Source organism: Pseudarthrobacter sp. alpha12b (genome assembly GCF_054130495.1).
This window is the reverse complement of record NZ_CP196746.1, coordinates 4,613,027-4,630,383: the sequence shown is the minus strand read 5'-3', so window position 1 is coordinate 4,630,383 and position 17,357 is coordinate 4,613,027. Positions and strand designations below refer to the sequence as shown.

At 66.4% G+C, this 17,357-nt stretch carries 13 protein-coding genes; 5 read left to right on the top strand and 8 right to left on the bottom strand.

Annotation, left to right across the window (positions count from 1 at the left end; translation table 11 throughout):
* The first annotated feature begins 195 nt into the window (after nucleotides 1-195).
* The 3 genes from ACTAQI_RS21460 to ACTAQI_RS21450 all read left to right on the top strand — a co-directional run bounded on the left by ACTAQI_RS21460 (nucleotide 196) and on the right by ACTAQI_RS21450 (nucleotide 4,291).
* Nucleotides 196-1,170: an aldo/keto reductase gene (locus ACTAQI_RS21460; protein ID WP_457948607.1), complete on the top strand. Its 975-nt coding sequence runs from the start codon at nucleotides 196-198 to the stop codon at nucleotides 1,168-1,170.
* Between the two features lie 164 nt (nucleotides 1,171-1,334).
* Complete coding sequence (locus ACTAQI_RS21455; protein ID WP_457948605.1) at nucleotides 1,335-3,050, top strand: RecQ family ATP-dependent DNA helicase; 1,716 nt, start codon at nucleotides 1,335-1,337, stop codon at nucleotides 3,048-3,050.
* A 38-nt stretch (nucleotides 3,051-3,088) separates the two neighbouring features.
* Nucleotides 3,089-4,291 carry a TerC family protein gene (locus ACTAQI_RS21450; protein ID WP_457948604.1) on the top strand — a complete coding sequence of 401 codons (1,203 nt, stop codon included), beginning with the start codon at nucleotides 3,089-3,091 and terminating at the stop codon, nucleotides 4,289-4,291.
* Nucleotide 4,292: 1 nt separating this feature from the next.
* On the opposite strand, the gene eda is transcribed toward ACTAQI_RS21450, so the two are convergent.
* The 6 genes from eda to ACTAQI_RS21420 form a co-directional block, all read right to left on the bottom strand.
* The gene (gene eda, locus ACTAQI_RS21445) at nucleotides 4,293-4,919 is read right to left on the bottom strand and encodes a bifunctional 4-hydroxy-2-oxoglutarate aldolase/2-dehydro-3-deoxy-phosphogluconate aldolase (protein WP_457948602.1); all 627 of its coding nucleotides are present in this window, start codon (nucleotides 4,917-4,919) and stop codon (nucleotides 4,293-4,295) included.
* Nucleotides 4,912-6,291, bottom strand: coding sequence for a mannitol dehydrogenase family protein (locus ACTAQI_RS21440; RefSeq protein ID WP_457951128.1), 1,380 nt, complete (start codon nucleotides 6,289-6,291; stop codon nucleotides 4,912-4,914). Before ACTAQI_RS21440 ends, eda begins: the two co-directional genes overlap by 8 nt.
* Nucleotides 6,292-6,365: 74 nt before the next feature.
* Entirely contained in the window at nucleotides 6,366-7,346 is a 981-nt protein-coding gene (locus tag ACTAQI_RS21435; protein ID WP_457948600.1) for a PfkB family carbohydrate kinase, read from the bottom strand.
* A complete protein-coding gene (gene manD / locus ACTAQI_RS21430; RefSeq protein WP_457948599.1) occupies nucleotides 7,343-8,554 on the bottom strand; it encodes a D-mannonate dehydratase ManD in 1,212 nt (403 codons plus the stop codon). The genes ACTAQI_RS21435 and manD overlap by 4 nt, the downstream gene beginning before the upstream one ends.
* A 101-nt stretch (nucleotides 8,555-8,655) precedes the next feature.
* Entirely contained in the window at nucleotides 8,656-9,684 is a 1,029-nt protein-coding gene (locus tag ACTAQI_RS21425) for an L-idonate 5-dehydrogenase (protein ID WP_457948597.1), read from the bottom strand.
* The gene (locus ACTAQI_RS21420) at nucleotides 9,681-11,075 is read right to left on the bottom strand and encodes an MFS transporter (protein WP_457948596.1); all 1,395 of its coding nucleotides are present in this window, start codon (nucleotides 11,073-11,075) and stop codon (nucleotides 9,681-9,683) included. The genes ACTAQI_RS21425 and ACTAQI_RS21420 overlap by 4 nt, the downstream gene beginning before the upstream one ends.
* Nucleotides 11,076-11,264: 189 nt before the next feature.
* Between ACTAQI_RS21420 and ACTAQI_RS21415 the strand changes: the two genes are divergently transcribed.
* Together ACTAQI_RS21415 and ACTAQI_RS21410 are read left to right on the top strand one after the other, a co-directional pair.
* Complete coding sequence (locus ACTAQI_RS21415; RefSeq protein ID WP_457948595.1) at nucleotides 11,265-11,990, top strand: GntR family transcriptional regulator; 726 nt, start codon at nucleotides 11,265-11,267, stop codon at nucleotides 11,988-11,990.
* A 138-nt stretch (nucleotides 11,991-12,128) separates the two neighbouring features.
* Nucleotides 12,129-15,806: a TM0106 family RecB-like putative nuclease gene (locus ACTAQI_RS21410; RefSeq protein ID WP_457948594.1), complete on the top strand. Its 3,678-nt coding sequence runs from the start codon at nucleotides 12,129-12,131 to the stop codon at nucleotides 15,804-15,806.
* A gap of 12 nt (nucleotides 15,807-15,818) precedes the next feature.
* Here ACTAQI_RS21410 and ACTAQI_RS21405 read toward each other — a convergent pair whose 3' ends face one another.
* Nucleotides 15,819-16,148, bottom strand: a complete 330-nt coding sequence (locus ACTAQI_RS21405) for an acylphosphatase (protein ID WP_457948593.1) — start codon at nucleotides 16,146-16,148, stop codon at nucleotides 15,819-15,821.
* Nucleotides 16,149-16,258: 110 nt separating this feature from the next.
* Entirely contained in the window at nucleotides 16,259-17,191 is a 933-nt protein-coding gene (locus tag ACTAQI_RS21400; protein WP_457948592.1) for a pullulanase X25 domain-containing protein, read from the bottom strand.
* Nucleotides 17,192-17,357: the final 166 nt, after the last annotated feature.

Genomic DNA, 17,357 nt, shown 5'->3' with positions numbered 1-17,357 from the left:
ATGGTCAGGTACCGGTTCCCGGGTGGGGATTCGCCCAGTCTAGGCACGGCCCCCTAAGCGGTCTAGGGGTAAGAGCCCCTTGTTTACGGCAGCATTCCACAGGGGAAGCGCCTATAGTGGCGTACGCTGCACCACCGGCTCCGCGCAAGCAGGCTGGCCGGTTCCCAGGCAAGTTCTACCGTTGAGGAGAACGGCATGAAAACGCGCACTATTGGACAACTGACAGTCTCCACCCTTGGCCTTGGCTGCATGGGCATGAGCGAGTTCTACGGTGACGGCGACGAGCACGAGTCGACTGCCACCATCCACGAGTTCCTGGACGCCGGCGGATCCCTGCTGGACACGGCAGACATGTACGGCCCCTTCACAAATGAAAAACTGGTGGGCCGTGCCATTGCCGGCCGCCGTGGGGACGTTGTACTCGCCACCAAGTTTGGCAACGAACGCCGCGAGGATGGTTCCTGGGTGGGCATCAACGGCCGGCCCGAATACGTCCGGTCCGCCTGCGACGCCAGCCTTCAGAGGCTGGGTGTGGACCACATCGATCTCTACTACCAGCACCGGGTGGACAAGACCGTACCCATCGAGGACACGGTGGGGGCCATGGCGGAGCTGGTCCAAGCGGGGAAGGTCCGGCACCTTGGCCTGTCCGAAGCATCCGCCGGGACCATCCGGCGGGCCCATGCCGTGCACCCCATCACCGCGCTGCAGACCGAATACTCACTATGGGAGCGGGAGCCCGAGACCAAGGTGTTTCCCGTGCTCGCGGAGCTGGGCATCGGCTTTGTGCCCTACAGCCCGCTTGGCCGCGGCTTCCTCACGGGGCAGATCCGCAGTGTGGACGACTTCGCCCAGGACGACTTCCGCCGGCACTCCCCGCGGTTCCAGGGCGAAAACTTCACCCGGAACCTGGAACTCGTGGACCGGGTCAAGGAGCTGGCGGACCGGAAACAGTGCACCCCCGGCCAGCTGGCCCTCGCCTGGCTTCTGGCGCAGGGTGAGCATATTGTCCCGATCCCGGGCACCAAGAAGCGCGAACGGCTGCGCGAGAACCTGGGCGCCGTGGACGTGGATCTTACCCAGGACGAGCTTCAGTTACTGGACCAGCTGGCACCGGCGGGGTCCACTGCGGGCGCCCGCTACCCGAATATGTCCACCATCGACTCGTAGAGCAACGCCCGTCCGGGAAGGAGCGCCGGCGTCCGGCGCCGGCGCTCCTTGCCAGCGGTTTTCCACACAGGCCCGGATTTTACGACGGCGGGCGGGGCTGGCGTAGGGTGGTCCTACGGCTGAAGCAAGCGGCCCCGGTTTTCTTCTGTGCGGAGCCACTTTTCATGTCCGACGAACCCGCCCTCCGGGCCCTTGCTGCTTCATCCTTCAACCTGCCGGACCTTCGGGACGGACAATTGGCCGGCATGGACGCCCTCGCCAACCGCCGCGACGTCCTGGCCGTCATGCCCACGGGCTACGGCAAATCAGCTATCTACCAGGTCGCAGCCCTGCTCCTGCACAAGGCAACGGGACGTCCCGCCGTCGTGGTTTCACCGCTGATCGCCCTGCAGGAGGACCAGTTGGATGGCCTGTCCCAGATACTGGGGCCGGACGCCGCGGTGGCCATCAACTCCTCGCACAGCGTCACCGAAGTCGAGGCCTCGTGGCAGGCCGCCGAGGACGGCAAGGCTGTGTTCCTGTTCCTCGCCCCGGAGCAGCTGGCCAAGCAGTCGACCGTGGACCGGATCAAAGCCCTTGATATCTCACTGTTCGTGGTGGACGAGGCCCACTGCGTGTCCTCCTGGGGCCACGACTTCCGCCCGGACTACCTGGCCCTCGGCAACGTCCGCGAGCAGCTGGGAAACCCGCCCGTGGCCGCTTTGACCGCTACCGCCTCCCCGCCCGTGCGGGACGAAATCGTGGAACGGCTGGGCATGAAGGACCCCCTGGTCCTGGTCCATGGCTTCGACCGGCCCAACATCGCCCTGGACGTGGTGCGGCACCATGAAGACAAGGGCAAGCGCAAGGCCGTACTGGAGCAGGTAGCTGGCCTGGCGAGGAAGGGGCAGGGCCTCCTCTACGCTGCCACCCGTAAAGACACGGAGAAATACGCGGCAAAGCTGGCCAAGGAGGGGCTGCGTGCCGAGGCGTATCACGCGGGCCGTTCCGCCCGGGACCGGGAACACATCCACGAGCTGTTTTTGAACGACAAGCTGGATGTCGTGGTCGCCACCACCGCGTTCGGCATGGGTATCGACAAGCCCAATGTCCGCTTCGTGGTCCACGCCGACATTCCCGAGTCGCTGGACTCCTACTACCAGGAGATCGGACGGGCAGGAAGGGACGGCGAGCCTGCCTCCGCGGTGCTGCATTACCGCTCCGAGGACCTGGGCCTGCGGAAATTCTTCGGCACCCACTCCACTGATCCCGAGTCGCTCCTTGCGGTGCTGAAGATTCTCAAGTCGGCCACGGCCCCTGCGCCCAAGTCGTCCCTGGCAGAGCTGACCGGGTTCCCCGCCCGGCGCATCACGGGTCTGGTGAACCAGCTCGAGGAGATTGGCGCGGTCAGCACCGGCAAACGGGGAATCCGGCTGGTGTCCAAAGCCAAGCTGCCCACACTGGTGGGCGACGCCGTCGAACTCGCCGAGGCCCGGCAGCGGGTGGACCATTCCCGGCTCACCATGATGCGTGCCTACGCGGAGACGGACGGCTGCCGGCGGCAGTTCCTGCTGGGCTACTTTGGCGAGGACCTGCCGGAGCCGTGCGGGAACTGCGATGGGTGCACGGCCGCTGCCGGCTTGCGGGAGGACGCAGCGGAGCAGGGGACGGAGCAGTCCGGGAAAGGGCACCGGGGCAAGAAGACGTCCGACGCCGGGGCGCCGGCTACCGCCGCCGACGAGCCTTTCCCGCTGCAGTCCACGGTGGTCCACAAGGAGTGGGGACCGGGCCTGGTCATGCGGCACGAGGACGATGTCATCACGGTGCTCTTCGAGCAGGAAGGGTACAAGACGCTGTCCCGGTCCGCCGTCGTGGAGCACCAACTCCTCAAGCCCGCTTAGGTAGGCTGGGTGGACCGCTCCGACGAAAGGCCCGCCGCGTGGAAGTACCTGCTTATGTCTGGACCCTGACCATTGCGGGAATCATAGGGCTGCTGGCCTTCGATTTCTTTTTCCACGTCCGCAAAGCCCACACCCCTTCCCTCAAGGAATCCGCCACCTGGTCCGCCATCTATGTGACCATCGCGGTGGTGTTCGGGCTGGGTGTGCTGCTGTTCGGCGGACCCGACATGGGCACTGAGTACTTCGCCGGCTATGTCACGGAGAAGGCGTTGTCCGTGGACAACCTTTTCGTCTTCCTTATCATCATGGCCAGCTTTAAGGTGCCCCGGGCGGACCAGCAGAAGGTGCTGCTGTTCGGCATTGTGTTCTCCCTGATCGCGCGCACGGCGTTCATCTTCCTGGGCGCGGCGCTGATCAACAGTTTCGCATGGGTGTTCTACATCTTCGGGCTCATCCTCCTGGTCACGGCCGGAAACCTGCTCAAGCCGGACAGCCACGACGACGACTCCGACGGCCTGGTGGTCCGGCTTGCAAAGAAACTCCTGCCGGCGTCCGAACACTACGACGGCGACAAGCTCTTCACGGTGGAGAACGGCAAGCGGGTCCTGACGCCGATGCTGCTGGTCATGGTGGCTATTGGTGGCACGGACATCCTGTTCGCCCTGGACTCAATCCCGGCAATCTTCGGCCTGACGCAGAACGTCTTCATCGTTTTCACTGCCACCGCTTTTTCCCTGATGGGCCTTCGCCAGCTGTTCTTCCTGATCGACGGCCTGCTGGACCGGCTCATCTTCCTTTCGTACGGCCTGGCCGTCATCCTCGGATTCATCGGCGTGAAGCTCATCCTGCACGCCCTCCATGAGAACACCCTGCCGTTCATCAACGACGGAAAGCACGTTAACGTGGTGGAGGTCAGTACCGGCGTGTCACTCAGCGTGATCCTTGGCGTGCTGGTGGTTACCATCCTGGCGTCCGTCTTCAGCCCCAAGGGCAAGGCCAAGAACGCCGTCTCCGGGGCCCGGCGGCATGCGACCGAGTACGTGGACCTCAACTATGAGACGGACATGGCGGAGCGGGACAAGATCTTTGCCCGGATGGTCCGCGAGGAGGACCAAATCCGCAAGCTCCCCGAGAAGTACAAGAGGCTGGTCCGCAACGAAACCGAGTTCCTGGACCTGATCCGGAAGGCCCACGACGAGCACGACAAGGCCCAGGTGCGGGCCGCCGCCGCAGAGAGCTGACTTACCGGGCGAGGGCGGCCGCGCCCCTGGCAAGGGTGGTGATCCGGGCCCAGTCCTTCGCGGCCAGGGCGTCGGCCGGGGCGAGCCAGCTGCCGCCCACACAGTCCACGTTGGGCAGCTTGAGGTAGTCCGGCGCGCTGGCCAGGCTGATGCCGCCGGTGGGGCAGAACTGCACATGCGGGATGGGTGCGCCGATTGCGGCCAGGTAGGACGGACCCCCCGCCGGACCAGCCGGGAAGAACTTCATGGCGTCAAGGCCCTGCTCCAGGACGGCCATGACCTCCCCCACCGTGGCGACGCCGGGCAGCACCGGGACCTGCAGCGACAGCATGTGGGTGAGCAGGGCTGGGGTGACCCCGGGGCTGACGAGGAACTTGGCACCCGCCTGCACGGCGGCGTCGGCCTGGACGGGGGTCAGGATGGTGCCTGCGCCCACCAGGATGTCCGGCACTTCCTCGGCGATCAGCTTCAGCGAGGTCAGCGCGGAATCGGTGCGGAGTGTCAGCTCGATGATCTTCACGCCGCCGTCCACCAGGGCACGGGCCAGGGGCACCGCATCCTGGGGGTCGTCGATGGTGACCACCGGGATGACGGGTGAAGTGCGGAGGACGCCGGAGGTGTCAGCCATGGTTGATCTCATTTCCCAGGCCTTCCGGCCCGTTGGTGTCGATGATGCGGTACCAGTGCAGGAGCAGGCTCTGGAAGCCTTGGTGCCCGGCGAGGCCGGGTTCGACGACGGGCCGGAACCCGAGCAGGGCCGGCACCACGGTGTCTGCGGTGCGGGTCTGGGGAAGGACGCCCTGAAGCTCCTTCGCCAAGGGATCGTTCAGGTCCGTTTCCGGGGTGGTGGCCACGTGGTGCATCCACGCGGCGACGGCGAGCGCAGCCCACTTCGGTTCGCGGCCGGCGTCGAGCGTTCCTCTGGCGGTCGTCAGCAGCCTCAGCCCGACTTTCTGTGAGCCGTCGCTGCCAACCTTGGCCGTTGTGTGGCCGAGTGCCGGGTTGGCGAAGCGGCGGAGCACCTCATCGCAGTATTGCTCCCCGTCCAGGCCGGCAGGAAGGCTGATGCTCGGCAGTGCTTCCTCAAGCATCATGCGCCGGCAGGCAAAGCGGTACGAGTCCACGGCCACGGCATCGCTGATGGTTTCCTTGCCCGCGGCGAGGCCAAGGTAGGCGAGCATGGAGTGGCTGGCGTTGAGCAGCCGCAGCTTGGCTGCCTCCCACGCGGCCACGTCGCGGCTGAAGAGCGCGCCGGCGTCCTCCCAGCGCGGACGGCCGGCGGCGAAGTTGTCCTCCATGACCCACTGTTTGAAGGGTTCAGCCACCACGGCGGCCTCGTCCCGCAGGCCGAGTTCATGTTCGACGGCGGCCAGGTCGCCTTCAGTGGTGGCCGGTACCATCCGGTCCACCATGGTGCTGGGGAAGGTTGCGTTTCCTGCCAGCCAGGCCAGCAGGGGTCCGCTTTCGGGTGCGGGCAGGGCGGTGGCGAAGTCCCTGGCCAAAGCAGCAGTCAGTTCGCCGTTGCCGGGCAGGTTGTCGCAGGACAGCACTGTGACCGGGCCGGCACCAGTCAGTGCGCGTTGTTGCAGTCCGCGGACGATCTGCCCAATTGCCGTGTGCGGCGGACGCCCGGCGAGGTCGGCCTGGACTTCCGGGTCTTCCAAGTCGAGCGTCCGCGTTTGCGGATCGAACCGGTATCCCTTTTCCGTGATGGTGAGGGTGACAATCTTTGTGTCCGGGGCGGCAATCCGTTCCACCACCCGTTCCGGGTTGTCCCGTCCGGAGAGGGCTTCGATGATGCTGGAGACCACGCGTGCCGGGGCTGAGCCTTCGCCGCGCTCGGCGACGGTGAAGAGCCCGTCCTGCGGAACGAGCTGCCGGGCCACGGCGTCGGAGCGCTGGGTGACGCCGACGATCCCCCACTGGGGATCGTCGGCGGCCAGCATGGCGTCCTCGGTGAAGACTGCGGTGTGGGCCCGGGCGAAGGCACCCAGGCCCAGGTGGACGATGCCTGGCCGCAGCTGGTCCCTCTCCAGGGCAGGTTTCCGGCCGCTGGCCGCCAGGGCGGAGCTGCTCAGGCGTTCGATGACACAGTCCCTTCCACCGGGCGGACCGCGGCATGGGCCCGGGTCTGCTCGAACGTGGGGATGAGGCCGGTTCCGCCCTTGCCGCCCACCACCAGGGAGGATGCGGCCGCGCCGTACCGGGCCGCCGTCGGGAAGTCGTCGCCGAGCACCAGGCGTGCGGTCAGAGTTCCGACGAACGCGTCACCGGCGCCGGTCTGGTCGACGACCGCGGGTGCCGGAATGGCCGGAACCCAGGCGGACTGCCGGCCGGTTTCGCCGGCCCATTCGAGCTGGACGCCCTTGGCGCCGCAGGTGACAGCTACATTTGCGGCCCCCAGCGAGCGCAGTGTTGCCGCCGCTTCGTCCGCGGAGGACACCCCCATCAGGGCAGCCGTCTCGCCGGGGAAGGAGGGCGTCACCAGGAAGGCCTGAGGGGCAAGTTCGGTCAGTGCCGCCGCCGCGTCCGCCACAGTGGTGAGGCGGGGCCGGAAGTTGGGATCGTAAACAAAGCGTGCGGCCAGGGAGGCGGCTTTGACGACGGCGGCGCGTGCCGTCGTCGAAATGGCGCAGGCAATCCCGCCCGCCACAACGGCACCTGCCGCGGTGAAAACTTCCGGGTCGACGTCGTCCGGTCCCAAGGTGGAACCCACGCTGCCGCTGCGGGCGTAGGAGAACTCGCGCTCGCCGTCGGGGTCGCTGTGCACCAGGTAAACGCCCTGCTGTCCCGTGCGGAACTTCAGGAGCGCCGTGGAGATACCCAGCTCCGCGATCCGGGCGGCGATTGCCTGGCCTAAGTCGTCGTCGGTCAGCACGGACAGCAAGGCCACGCGTGCGCCGGCCGACGCTGCGGCCGCTGCGACGTTGAGCGCATCGCCGGAAATGCCCAGCTGCGCGGGAACGCCGTGGGCGAAGGGCTGGTCGGTGGCGACTTCGACGAGGATCTCCCCCATCACCACCACGTCATAGGCTTCGTGGGCTGCAGTGTTCACCAGTCGTGCACCGATCCGTCCAGGCGCCGATTGACCGGCAGGTACTTGGGGTCGAAGGGGAACCGTGCGGCGGCTTCCTCGTTGAACTCCACGCCCAGCCCGGGGGCGTCGCCGGGGTGCATGTAGCCGTCGGTGAACGTGTAGGAGGTCTTGAAGACTTCGCCTGCGGGGTCGCGGTGGCCCATGTATTCCTGGATGCCGAAGTTGGGAATGCTCATGTCAACGTGCAGCGCAGCTGCGAATGAGGCCGGGGACAGGTCGCCGGCGCCGTGGGATCCCGAGCGGACGCCGTAGAGGTCAGCCAGCGAAAAGATGCGGCGCAGGTGCGTGATGCCGCCGGCGTGCGAGACGGAGGTCCGGATGTAGTCGATCAGGCGTTCGGTGATGAGCTGCTGGCAGTCCCAGATGGAGTTGAACACCTCCCCCACGGCGATGGGCGTGGTGGTGTGCTGGCGGATCAGCCGGAACGCGGACTGGTCCTCTGCCGGGGTTGGATCCTCGATCCAGAAGGGCCGGTACTGCTCCAGCGAGGCGCCGAGCCGGCCGGCCTCGATGGGGGTCAGCCGGTGGTGGACGTCGTGCAGGACGTGGACGCCGTAGCCGAACTGCTCGCGGACGTGCGCCATCATTTTCGGGGCAAAGTCCAGGTAGGCGGTGGTTTCCCAGGCGTCTTCCTGGGGCACGTTGCCGCTGGCGGGCTCGTACAGCTTTCCGTCCACAGGGGCGATGCCGTAGGTCTTGTCCAGGCCCGGCACGGCCGCTTGGGCGCGGATGGCCTTGTAGCCAAGGTCCAGGTGGTGCTGGAAGTCTGCACTGAGGTCTTCAAGCGTGGTGCCGCTGGCATGGCCGTAGACCATCACGCCCTCACGGGCCGCTCCGCCCAGGAGTTCATAGACGGGCATGCCGGCGGCCTTGCCCTTGATGTCCCAGAGCGCGACGTCGATGGCCGCGATAGCTGTCATGGTCACCGGTCCACGGCGCCAGTAGGCGCCCTTGTAGAAGTACTGCCAGGCATCCTCGATGCGCCGGGCGTCGCGCCCAATGAGCAGCGGGCAGAGGTGCTCGGAGAGGTAGGAGGCTACTGCCAGCTCGCGACCGTTAAGGGTGGCGTCGCCGATGCCGGTGATGCCGTCCTCGGTTTCAATTACGAGCGTGACGTAGTTCCGTCCGGGCGACGAAACCACAACCCGTGCGTCGGTGATCTTCACTGGGAGTCCTTCTTATGGTGGTATGCGGTGTTCGGCAGCAGTAGGTGCTCGTTGTGAAGGCTCAAAACGAGCACCTACTGCTGCTTGGTTAAAGTGGTTTGTCAGTCCGTGCTGAGCCGGAGCATGACCTTGCTGCTGCCCGCGGTTTGGTCCGCTGCGGTTTGCATGGCCTGCTGTGCCTCGTCAATGCCGAACTTGTGGGTGATGATAGGCGAGACGTCCAGCCCGCTCGCCATGGCGCGCAGCGCATCGGTGATCTCGTCCACGAACCGGTAGGACCCGATCCAGGTGATCTCCCGGGTGACCAGGTCCCCCAGCGCGGAAGCTGCCGGCGTGCCGGGCAAGTTGCCCACCTGAACGATGGTGCCGCCCCGGGCAGTAGCACGCAGGACTCCGCCCAGGACAGCCGGGATCCCGGTGGCCTCGAAGACTAGCTCCATGTCAGCCGGAAGCGGGTTGTCCGAAACGTTGAGCACCTCGTCTGCGCCCATGGCCTGGGCAATCCGGAGGGACGCATCGCTGATGTCGGTGGCAATCACGGTCCGTGCTCCGGCGTACTTGGCGGCCGCGGTGACCAGCGACCCGATGGGCCCGGCACCGTTGACCAGCACGTCGCGGCCTTGAAGGCTGCCGGCGCGGCTGACGGCATGCATGGCGACGGCGAGCGGTTCGGCCAGTGCCCCGCGCAGCGTGTCCACTCCGGCGGGCAGCGGACGGACCTGGAACGCCTTGGCGAGCTTCCGCTCGCTGAACCCGCCGTCGGTGTGGGGGTCGAACGCCGCCGAGCCGAAGTAGCGGATCTGCGGGTAGAGGTTGGTCCGCCCCCGCAGGCGCTCCGGCAAGGTGCCGTCGCCCACGAGTTCGGCAGGGTGCACCGTTACGGGCTGGCCCACCTCGAGGTGGTCGACGCCGGCACCCAGCTGTGCGATCCGGCCCGAAACCTCGTGCCCCAGGACGAGCGGTGACTTCAGCGCCGCCGTCCCGGACGCTCCGTGGCGCCAGTACGAAAGGTCGCTTCCGCAGATGCCGCCCCATTCGACGTCGAGCACTACCTCTCCCGGGCCGGCAACCGGCTCCGGCCGGTCATCGATGCGCAGGTCATTGGCGCCGTGGACAACAACAGCTTTCATACGGCGTCCTCGAGCCGGACCATGTCGCGGCCACGGACCTCGGGGCCAACGGCTGCGGAGACCAGGGTGATCAGCGAGTAGCCGATGAGCATTGCGGCCAGCGGCCACCAGTGTCCGGTGACTGCGGTGAGGGTGGCTGCCAGCAGCGGGCCGATGGCTGTGGCGAGGATGCCGCCGATTTCCTTGGCGAGGGCCAGTTGGGTGAAGCGGGTACGGGCGCCGAAGAACTCCGCCATGGTGACGCTTTCCATGGCGAACAGGCTCAGCACGCCGAGGTTCAGTCCGATGACCATGGCAATGGTGATGACAGTGGGGTTGCCGCTGGTGATCATGAGCATCATCGGGATGGCGTAGACGGCGGTGAGGGCGCTGAGCACCAGGTACAGCGGGCGGCGGCCGAAGCGGTCGCCGAGGAGGCCAACCAGCGGGATGGTGACGAAGCCGAGGAGCGAGCCGTACATAATCGCGTTGGTGCCCACGCTCTTGTCCGTGAGCAGGACGGTGGCCAGGTAGCCCACCAGGAAGGTCTGTACCAGTCCGGAGTTGCCGGCCTGGCCGAAGCGCAGGCCCAGGGCGATCAGGAACGCCTTGCCCTTCTTCTGGTGCAGGGCAGCTTCGATGGTGCTGGCGCCGGTGAGCTCGGGAGCCTTGGCGGCGCTCCTGATCTTGTCCTTGGTGAGGGCCACGCCGTCAACCACGTCGGCACGCTGTTCAAAGATTGGGCTTTCCTTGATGGAGCGGCGGATCCAGATGGCGAACAGCATGATCACGAAGCTGGCCAGGAACGGAATGCGCCAGCCCCAGCTCAACAGGTCCTCCTGCGACAGCGAGCTGACCAGGATGGCCCACAGCGCAGAGGCGCCAAGGGTTCCGGAGTTGGTGCCAAGGCAAACCAGGGAGGAAATGATGCCGCGCCGGCGCGCCGATGCGAATTCCGCCAGCATGACCGTTGCGCCCGCGATTTCCGCGCCGGCTCCGAAGCCCTGGATAAGGCGCAGTGCCACCAGGAGGATGGGCGCCCAGATGCCCACCATGGCGTAGGTGGGCAGAACACCGATCAGGGTGGTGGAGGCGCCCATCAAGGCGATGGTGATGTACAGGACCTTCTTGCGGCCGATCCGGTCACCCATGCGGCCAAAGTAGACGGCGCCGAAGAGCCGGGCGACGTACCCCACGCCGTAGGTGGCCATAGCGGCAATCAGCCCGATAACCGGGCTGACATCGGGGAAGAAGATCTTGTTAAAGACGATGGCCGCTGCGAGGGAGTAGAGCTGGAAGTCCATGAATTCCATGGCCGTCCCGAGCCAGCCGGAGACGGCCACCTTGGCAAGGTCGCGGGTGTTGCGGGCCTCGGCCCGGCTGCTGGTGGGTGGGGCAATGCTTTCGGTCATCAGTTGCTCCTTTGCAGGTGATGCTGTCGAACGGGAGTGAGGAGTATGAAGGGGAATGCAAACAGTGAAAAGGCGGTGGGCTGGCGGGTGGAAGCCTTGCGTCGTGAGCGTCGGTGACCGGCAGCACGCTGTTTTCTACTACCATACAAGCACTACCATTCTAGTGTGTCAACGGTCTAGACTGATGGCATGGCAACGGACAAAAGAGGTGCTTCCCCCCGGCTTTCGGTGCGCGATCAAACGCTGGAGACGCTCCGCAGCCGGATCATCTCGCTGCAACTGCCACCCGGGGAGCCCCTGTCTGAGAACGAATTGGCGCAGGAACTGGGAGTTAGCCGCACGCCGGTGCGCGAAAGCCTCATCCTGCTTCGGGAGGAAGGTCTGGTTCAGGTTTTTCCCCAGATCGGATCCTTCGTCTCGCTGGTGGACCTGGCGCGCGTCTCCGAAGCGCAGTTCATTCGCGAGGCCATCGAGTGCGCGTCGCTTCGCGATCTTGCCGTAGATCCCGCGGGCATCGCCAGCCTGCGGGCAATCCTCCAGGCACAGACCGATGCTGACGCTGCCGGTGACGTGGAGGAATTCTTCCGCTTGGACGAGGACTTCCACCGGGAACTCCTGCGCCTGGCAGGACACGGGTCCGCCTGGGGCGCGGTCAACTCGGCCAAGGCGCATCTGGATCGGGCGCGCCGGATGAGCCTGCTGGACACCCGGCCCGTTTCCACGCTGATCGGGCAGCACAGGGCGGTGGTGGACGCGCTCGAAGCCAACGACCTTTCCGATGCCGACAGCAGCCTGCGGCTTCACCTGCGCGCGGTCTTCGAGGATGTCCAGCGGATCCAGGAATCCACTCCGGAACTGTTCTCCGACGGCGCGGCCCAGCGTCCCTCCCGGCGGAGCGTTGCGCGCCTCGCGTAGCTGGACGCCCGCCCAGTTTCCCGCCGGGAGCAAGCGGCGCATGTCCTGACGCCGCGTCTGTTTGTCAGTCCCTCTTGCTAGGTTTGATTCCAGGCTAGGGGAACCGTCTCCGGGCCCGCAAACAGTTGGGGAGGCCCCGTGTTTCTGCTGGACGCTGCCGTTGGTCATGACGGATCCGCTGCGCCGCCGGACCTGGTCTTTTCTGCCAGCGACCTTGTTGCGGCATCCGAGTGTGAATACCGCACCCTCCGCATCCTGGACGAAAAGCTGGGACGCGCTCCCAAGGCAGAATTCCCCACTGATGAGATGCAGAGGCGTGCCGGTAAGCTGGGCGATCGGCACGAGCAGACCGTGCTCGCAAGCCTGGTGGCCAAGTACGGCGAATGGGATGCCAGCCGCGGGTCGGGCGTCTACTCGCTGGAGCGCGGCGAGAACCTGCGTGGCGAGCTGCAGGCTAAACATGCAGAGACCGAACTCGCCCTAAGATCCGGAGCGGACGTCGTCTTCCAGGCCACCTTCTTCGACGGCGAATTCCTGGGCTACGCCGACTTCCTGGTCAATGAGGCCGCCGGTACGGGAAACCCCGGCCGTTACGAAGTCTGGGACACCAAGCTGGCGCGCCACGCCAAGGTGGGAGCCCTCCTGCAGCTTGCCGCCTACGGCGACCAGCTCCTCGGAATGGGGCTTGACCCTTCCCCCGTCGTCACGCTGGTGCTCGGCACGCGCATCGGCGACGACTGGCTGCGAAGCAGCCACTCCCTGCCGGACCTGCTGCCCGTCTTCCGCGAGCGACGGCGGCGCTTCGGCCGCCTCACAGCCAGCCACCGCGCCTCTGATGCTCCCGCGCAGTGGCAGCAGCCCGGAGTTGTGCACTGCGGGCGCTGCGACTACTGCTCCGAGCAGGTAACGCTGCACAGGGACCTGCTGATGGTGGCTGGCATGTCTGTGGTCCAGCGGCGGAAACTCCATGCAGCGGGCATCACAACCATCGATGAACTGGCGTCCATGCCGGCCGGCGACGCCAGGAGCTCAGTGGTCCGGCTCCGGGCGCAGGCACGGATGCAGCTGGGCCTGGACCAGCCGACCGGCTCGCGGACGTTTACCAAGGATGGCCAGCCGCACACGGTCTCCTACACGGTGCTGCCGGACAACACCATCCGAGCGCTTCCTGCTCCAAGCGCCGGGGACATCTTCTTCGACTTTGAGGGCGATCCGCTGTGGCAGGACCCGGCCACCGGCGCCTGGGGCATTGAGTATCTCTTCGGCGTCATCGAGGCCCCGGTGGCGGGCGTGGAAAGCGAGCCGGTGTTCCGTCCGTTCTGGGCGCACTCCCGTTCCGGGGAACGCCGCGCCTTCCTGGACTTCCTGGACTATGTGGAGCAGCGGCGTGCCAGGTATCCGGAGATGCATGTCTACCACTACGCCCCATACGAGAAAACGGCACTGCGGAATCTCTCCCTCGCGCACCAGGCCGGCGAGGAGATCGTGGACGACTGGCTGCGGCAGGGCCTGCTGGTGGACCTGTACGCAACGGTCCGGCACTCCATCCGGATCTCGGAGGCGTCGTACTCCATCAAGAAGCTGGAACCGCTGTACATGGGAGACAACCTGCGGTCCGGTGACGTCAAGGACGCCGGCGCCTCCGTGGTGGCCTATGCCGGCTACTGCGCCGCCCGTGACGAGGGGAACGGAGACGAAGCCGACACGATCCTTGCCTCGATTTCCGACTACAACCAGTACGACTGCCTCTCCACCCTTCGGCTGCGCGACTGGTTGCTTGGGCTGGGTCAGGAAGCCAGGGCCTCCGGGGAGCGTGGCCGTGAGGCGGTTGGAACGCTTGATGCTGCAGGTGGCCCGGATGCTGTGGCCGGGCAAGCCCGGGTACCGGCCAGGGCAGGAGCTGCAACTGATGAGGCATCCCCTGCGGACGGGTGGCCTGAGGAAGGGAGCCTGCGCGAGTATCTTGCAGGCCTGCCGGACAACCGCCCCTGGACCGATGACGAGCGCGCCATTGCCATGGTTGCCGCCGCTACCGGCTACCACCGCCGCGAACGCAAGCAGTTCTGGTGGCAGCACTTCGACCGTGTCGAGGCACCGTTGGATAGCTGGTCCGACCAGCGGAACGTGTTCGTCGTGTCCTCGGCGGAAGTCCTGTCGGACTGGGCCCTGGCCAAGCCAAGGGAACGGATGCGCACGCGCGTCCTGAAGCTCCGCGGCACCATGACGGAAGGCTCCGACTTCCGCCCCGATTCCAACTGGTGCCGGCTCTATGACGCGCCCGGCCCTGACGGCATGACCGCCCCCGAGGCCGCACCCGGGACCAGGGCCTACACGTTCGGGACCAGGATCAGTGAGCTGGAAGCCGCGCCGGACAGCCCGGAACACCTGATCACCATTGCGGAGCGGGAGAGCGGAAAGGTCCAGGCCTACCCGCACCTGCCGGTAGCCCTGACCGAGGACCAGCCCTTGGCCACGGCCAGCATTGAAGCCGCCATCGCGGAGATAGCCCGGACCGTCGGCTCCTCCGTGCCGTCCCTCCCCGCGCAGCCGGGCCTGGACATCCTGCGCAAGCTGCCGCCGCGGTTCCGCTCGCGGCAACGGCCAGCGGAAGTGCAGCACGGTGACGATGGTGCCGCCGACTATGCAGGGGCCATTGCTGAGTCACTGCTTGACCTGGACCACTCCTATCTGGCCGTCCAAGGGCCTCCCGGCACGGGCAAGACCTTCGTCGGCGCCCACGTTATCGGCAGGCTCGTCGCCCAGGGCTGGAAGATCGGTGTGGTGGGCCAGTCGCACAACGTGGTGGAAAACCTGCTGTGCCGGGCCATTGAGACCGGCGGCGTGGACCCGCAGGTGGTTGGCAAGAAACTGGCTTCCCCGCACCACGTTCCCTGGGCGTTCACTTCCGAAGGCGACGTGGGCCGCCTGCTGACGTCTCCGGGCGGATGCCTGGTGGGCGGCACCGCGTGGACCATGACGGGCAAGGAAGTCCCCGCCGGGTCTCTTGATCTCCTGGTCATTGACGAGGCCGGGCAGTTCTCGCTGGCCAACACCCTCGCGGTCAGCCGCGCCGGTTCGCGGTTGCTCCTTTTGGGTGACCCCCAGCAGCTCCCGCAGGTCACGCAGGGCGCGCACCCGGAACCTGTGGATGAGTCAGCCCTGGGCTGGCTCGCGGCCGGGCATGCCACCCTTCCCGCGAGCCTGGGCTACTTCCTTGCCGACACCTGGCGGATGCATCCGGAGCTGTGCCGGGCAGTATCCACTCTCAGCTACGAAGGAAAGCTGCACTCTGCTCCTGCCGCGTCCCTCCGCGAACTGGAGCAGCTGGCGCCGGGCGTGGAGACGGTCCTGGTCAACCACGCGGGCAACGCCACAGCGTCCAGGGAGGAGGCGGAGGAAGTGGTGCGCCAGGCCCGCCGCCATCTCGGTTTGAAGTGGACCAGCGGCCCGGGGAGCGAATCCCGCCCCCTGGAGCAGCAGGACCTGCTGGTGGTTGCTGCCTACAACGCCCAGGTCCACCTGATCCGCAAGCACCTGGCCGAAGCCGGCCTGTCCGAGGTCCGTGTTGGCACCGTGGACAAGTTCCAGGGCCAGGAAGCTCCTGTGGTGCTGGTCTCCATGGCTTGCTCAGCGGTGGCCGAGGCACCGCGCGGCGCAGAGTTCCTGCTGAACCGGAACCGCATCAACGTGGCGGTTTCCCGTGGCCAGTGGCGCGCCGTCATCATCCGCTCCCCGGAGCTCACCAGCTACATGCCGCATAAGCCCGCCGCGCTGGAGGAGCTCGGAGCCTTTATCGGACTCAGCCCCCGGGAATAGGAAGTAAAGGCGTCAGCCCACCCGGAAGCCGCGGAAATTCCCCCCGGCCTTGGACATCGAACCATCCACCCGGTCCACCTGGCCGGGAGTCCGGTCCGAGTTCAACCAGTCCAGGAGCTCCTGGACCTGCTGCCTGGGCCCTTCTGCAGTCACGGAAACCGAGCCGTCGTCGAGGTTTTTCACCTGGCCTGACAGCCCCAGCTCCTCGGCCATGCCCATGGTCCAGTAGCGGAAGCCCACACCCTGGACCATCCCGAACACCCGGGCGTCCAGCCGCACAGATTCCTGCAGGGAACTGCCCGGTGCTGAGTCATCCCGCGCCGGGCGTTCATGCCTGCCCATGGTGCTCCTTCTCCGGACTGGCCGTCCCCGCCCAACCAGATAGCAGCAAGTGTCGCTCTGAGCCTCCAGAACAACACTTGGCGCTACCCAGTTGGGAGGAGGGGCGCCGCCTAGTTGATGGTGATGTCGCGCGTGGCGTGGTTGTAGCGGATGGTCACGGTTCCGCCGGTGTGGTGCAGTTCGTGGTTGGGGCCATCGAACGTGCCGAAGGCACCATAGTTCTCGGTCCAGGAGCGGTTCAGTGCGATCTTGAACGTGTAGTAGCCGGCGGGAAGCTCGGCGCTCTTCTTCCACAGCTGGTCCAGGAAGTCGAACTCCATCTGGGCTTCGTCGTACTGCGGCGCCCAGTTCTCCGGGGCGCCCAGAATGGTGTTGAAGTCACCGGCCACGGCCACAGCTTCGGGCTGCGGCAGGGTTTCGACATCGGGCCCTTCCAGGGGCTCGGCAGCAGCATCGGCAGCGGCCGGCGCAGCTGCATCCTTGGCCGGAGACTTGCCCTTGCGGACGGCTTTCACCACGGGCTCGACAGCGTCTTCGATCGCCTTGGCTGCCTTGCCCACAGCGGAGGCAGCCTTCTTCGCCGGGGTCTTCCGGGCGGTCTTCTTCGGCGCCTCCTCCTTGGCCGGAACCTCCAGCGTTGCCGCGGCGGCGGAGACCGGGCGGACAAAGCCTGCCGGAGCCGTGGGAACCGGGGTGCCGGCAGGGACGGGAGTGCCGGCGTCGAGCGCTGCACCGAAGGAGTCTGCGTCAGGGAAGGCGACTGTGGCGCGCATGCCATCCTCCGTGATGGTCCAGCCGGAGCGGCCCTTGACCAGCCAGCCGGCCTTGACCAGCTTGGCGGTGGCCGAAGTGAGGGTCTTGTGGCCGCGCGGGATGCCGCCGCTGAGGAGTTCGGCCTCATGGTCGTTGAACGGCACGCGGGCGGTTGCCTCCGCCAGGACCTGGCCTGCATTCAGTGCATCGCCTGACCACACGCCTTCGGTCAGGACATCCAGGACGGTCTTGAGTCGAAGGTAAGTGTTTTCTGCGGTGGACTTGGCCATGATTCCCCTTATATAAAAGCGATCGGTCTTAGGCATCTTGCCAACTGCCCATTAAATCGCGCGACTTTAATTGGTTAACTCTGCGTGTCGTGACCGACTGTGAAGCGGATGGTGCCGCAAGTGAGGCGGAGGTCTCGGGTAAGGGCTGTCTGCATAACCCTGAAGC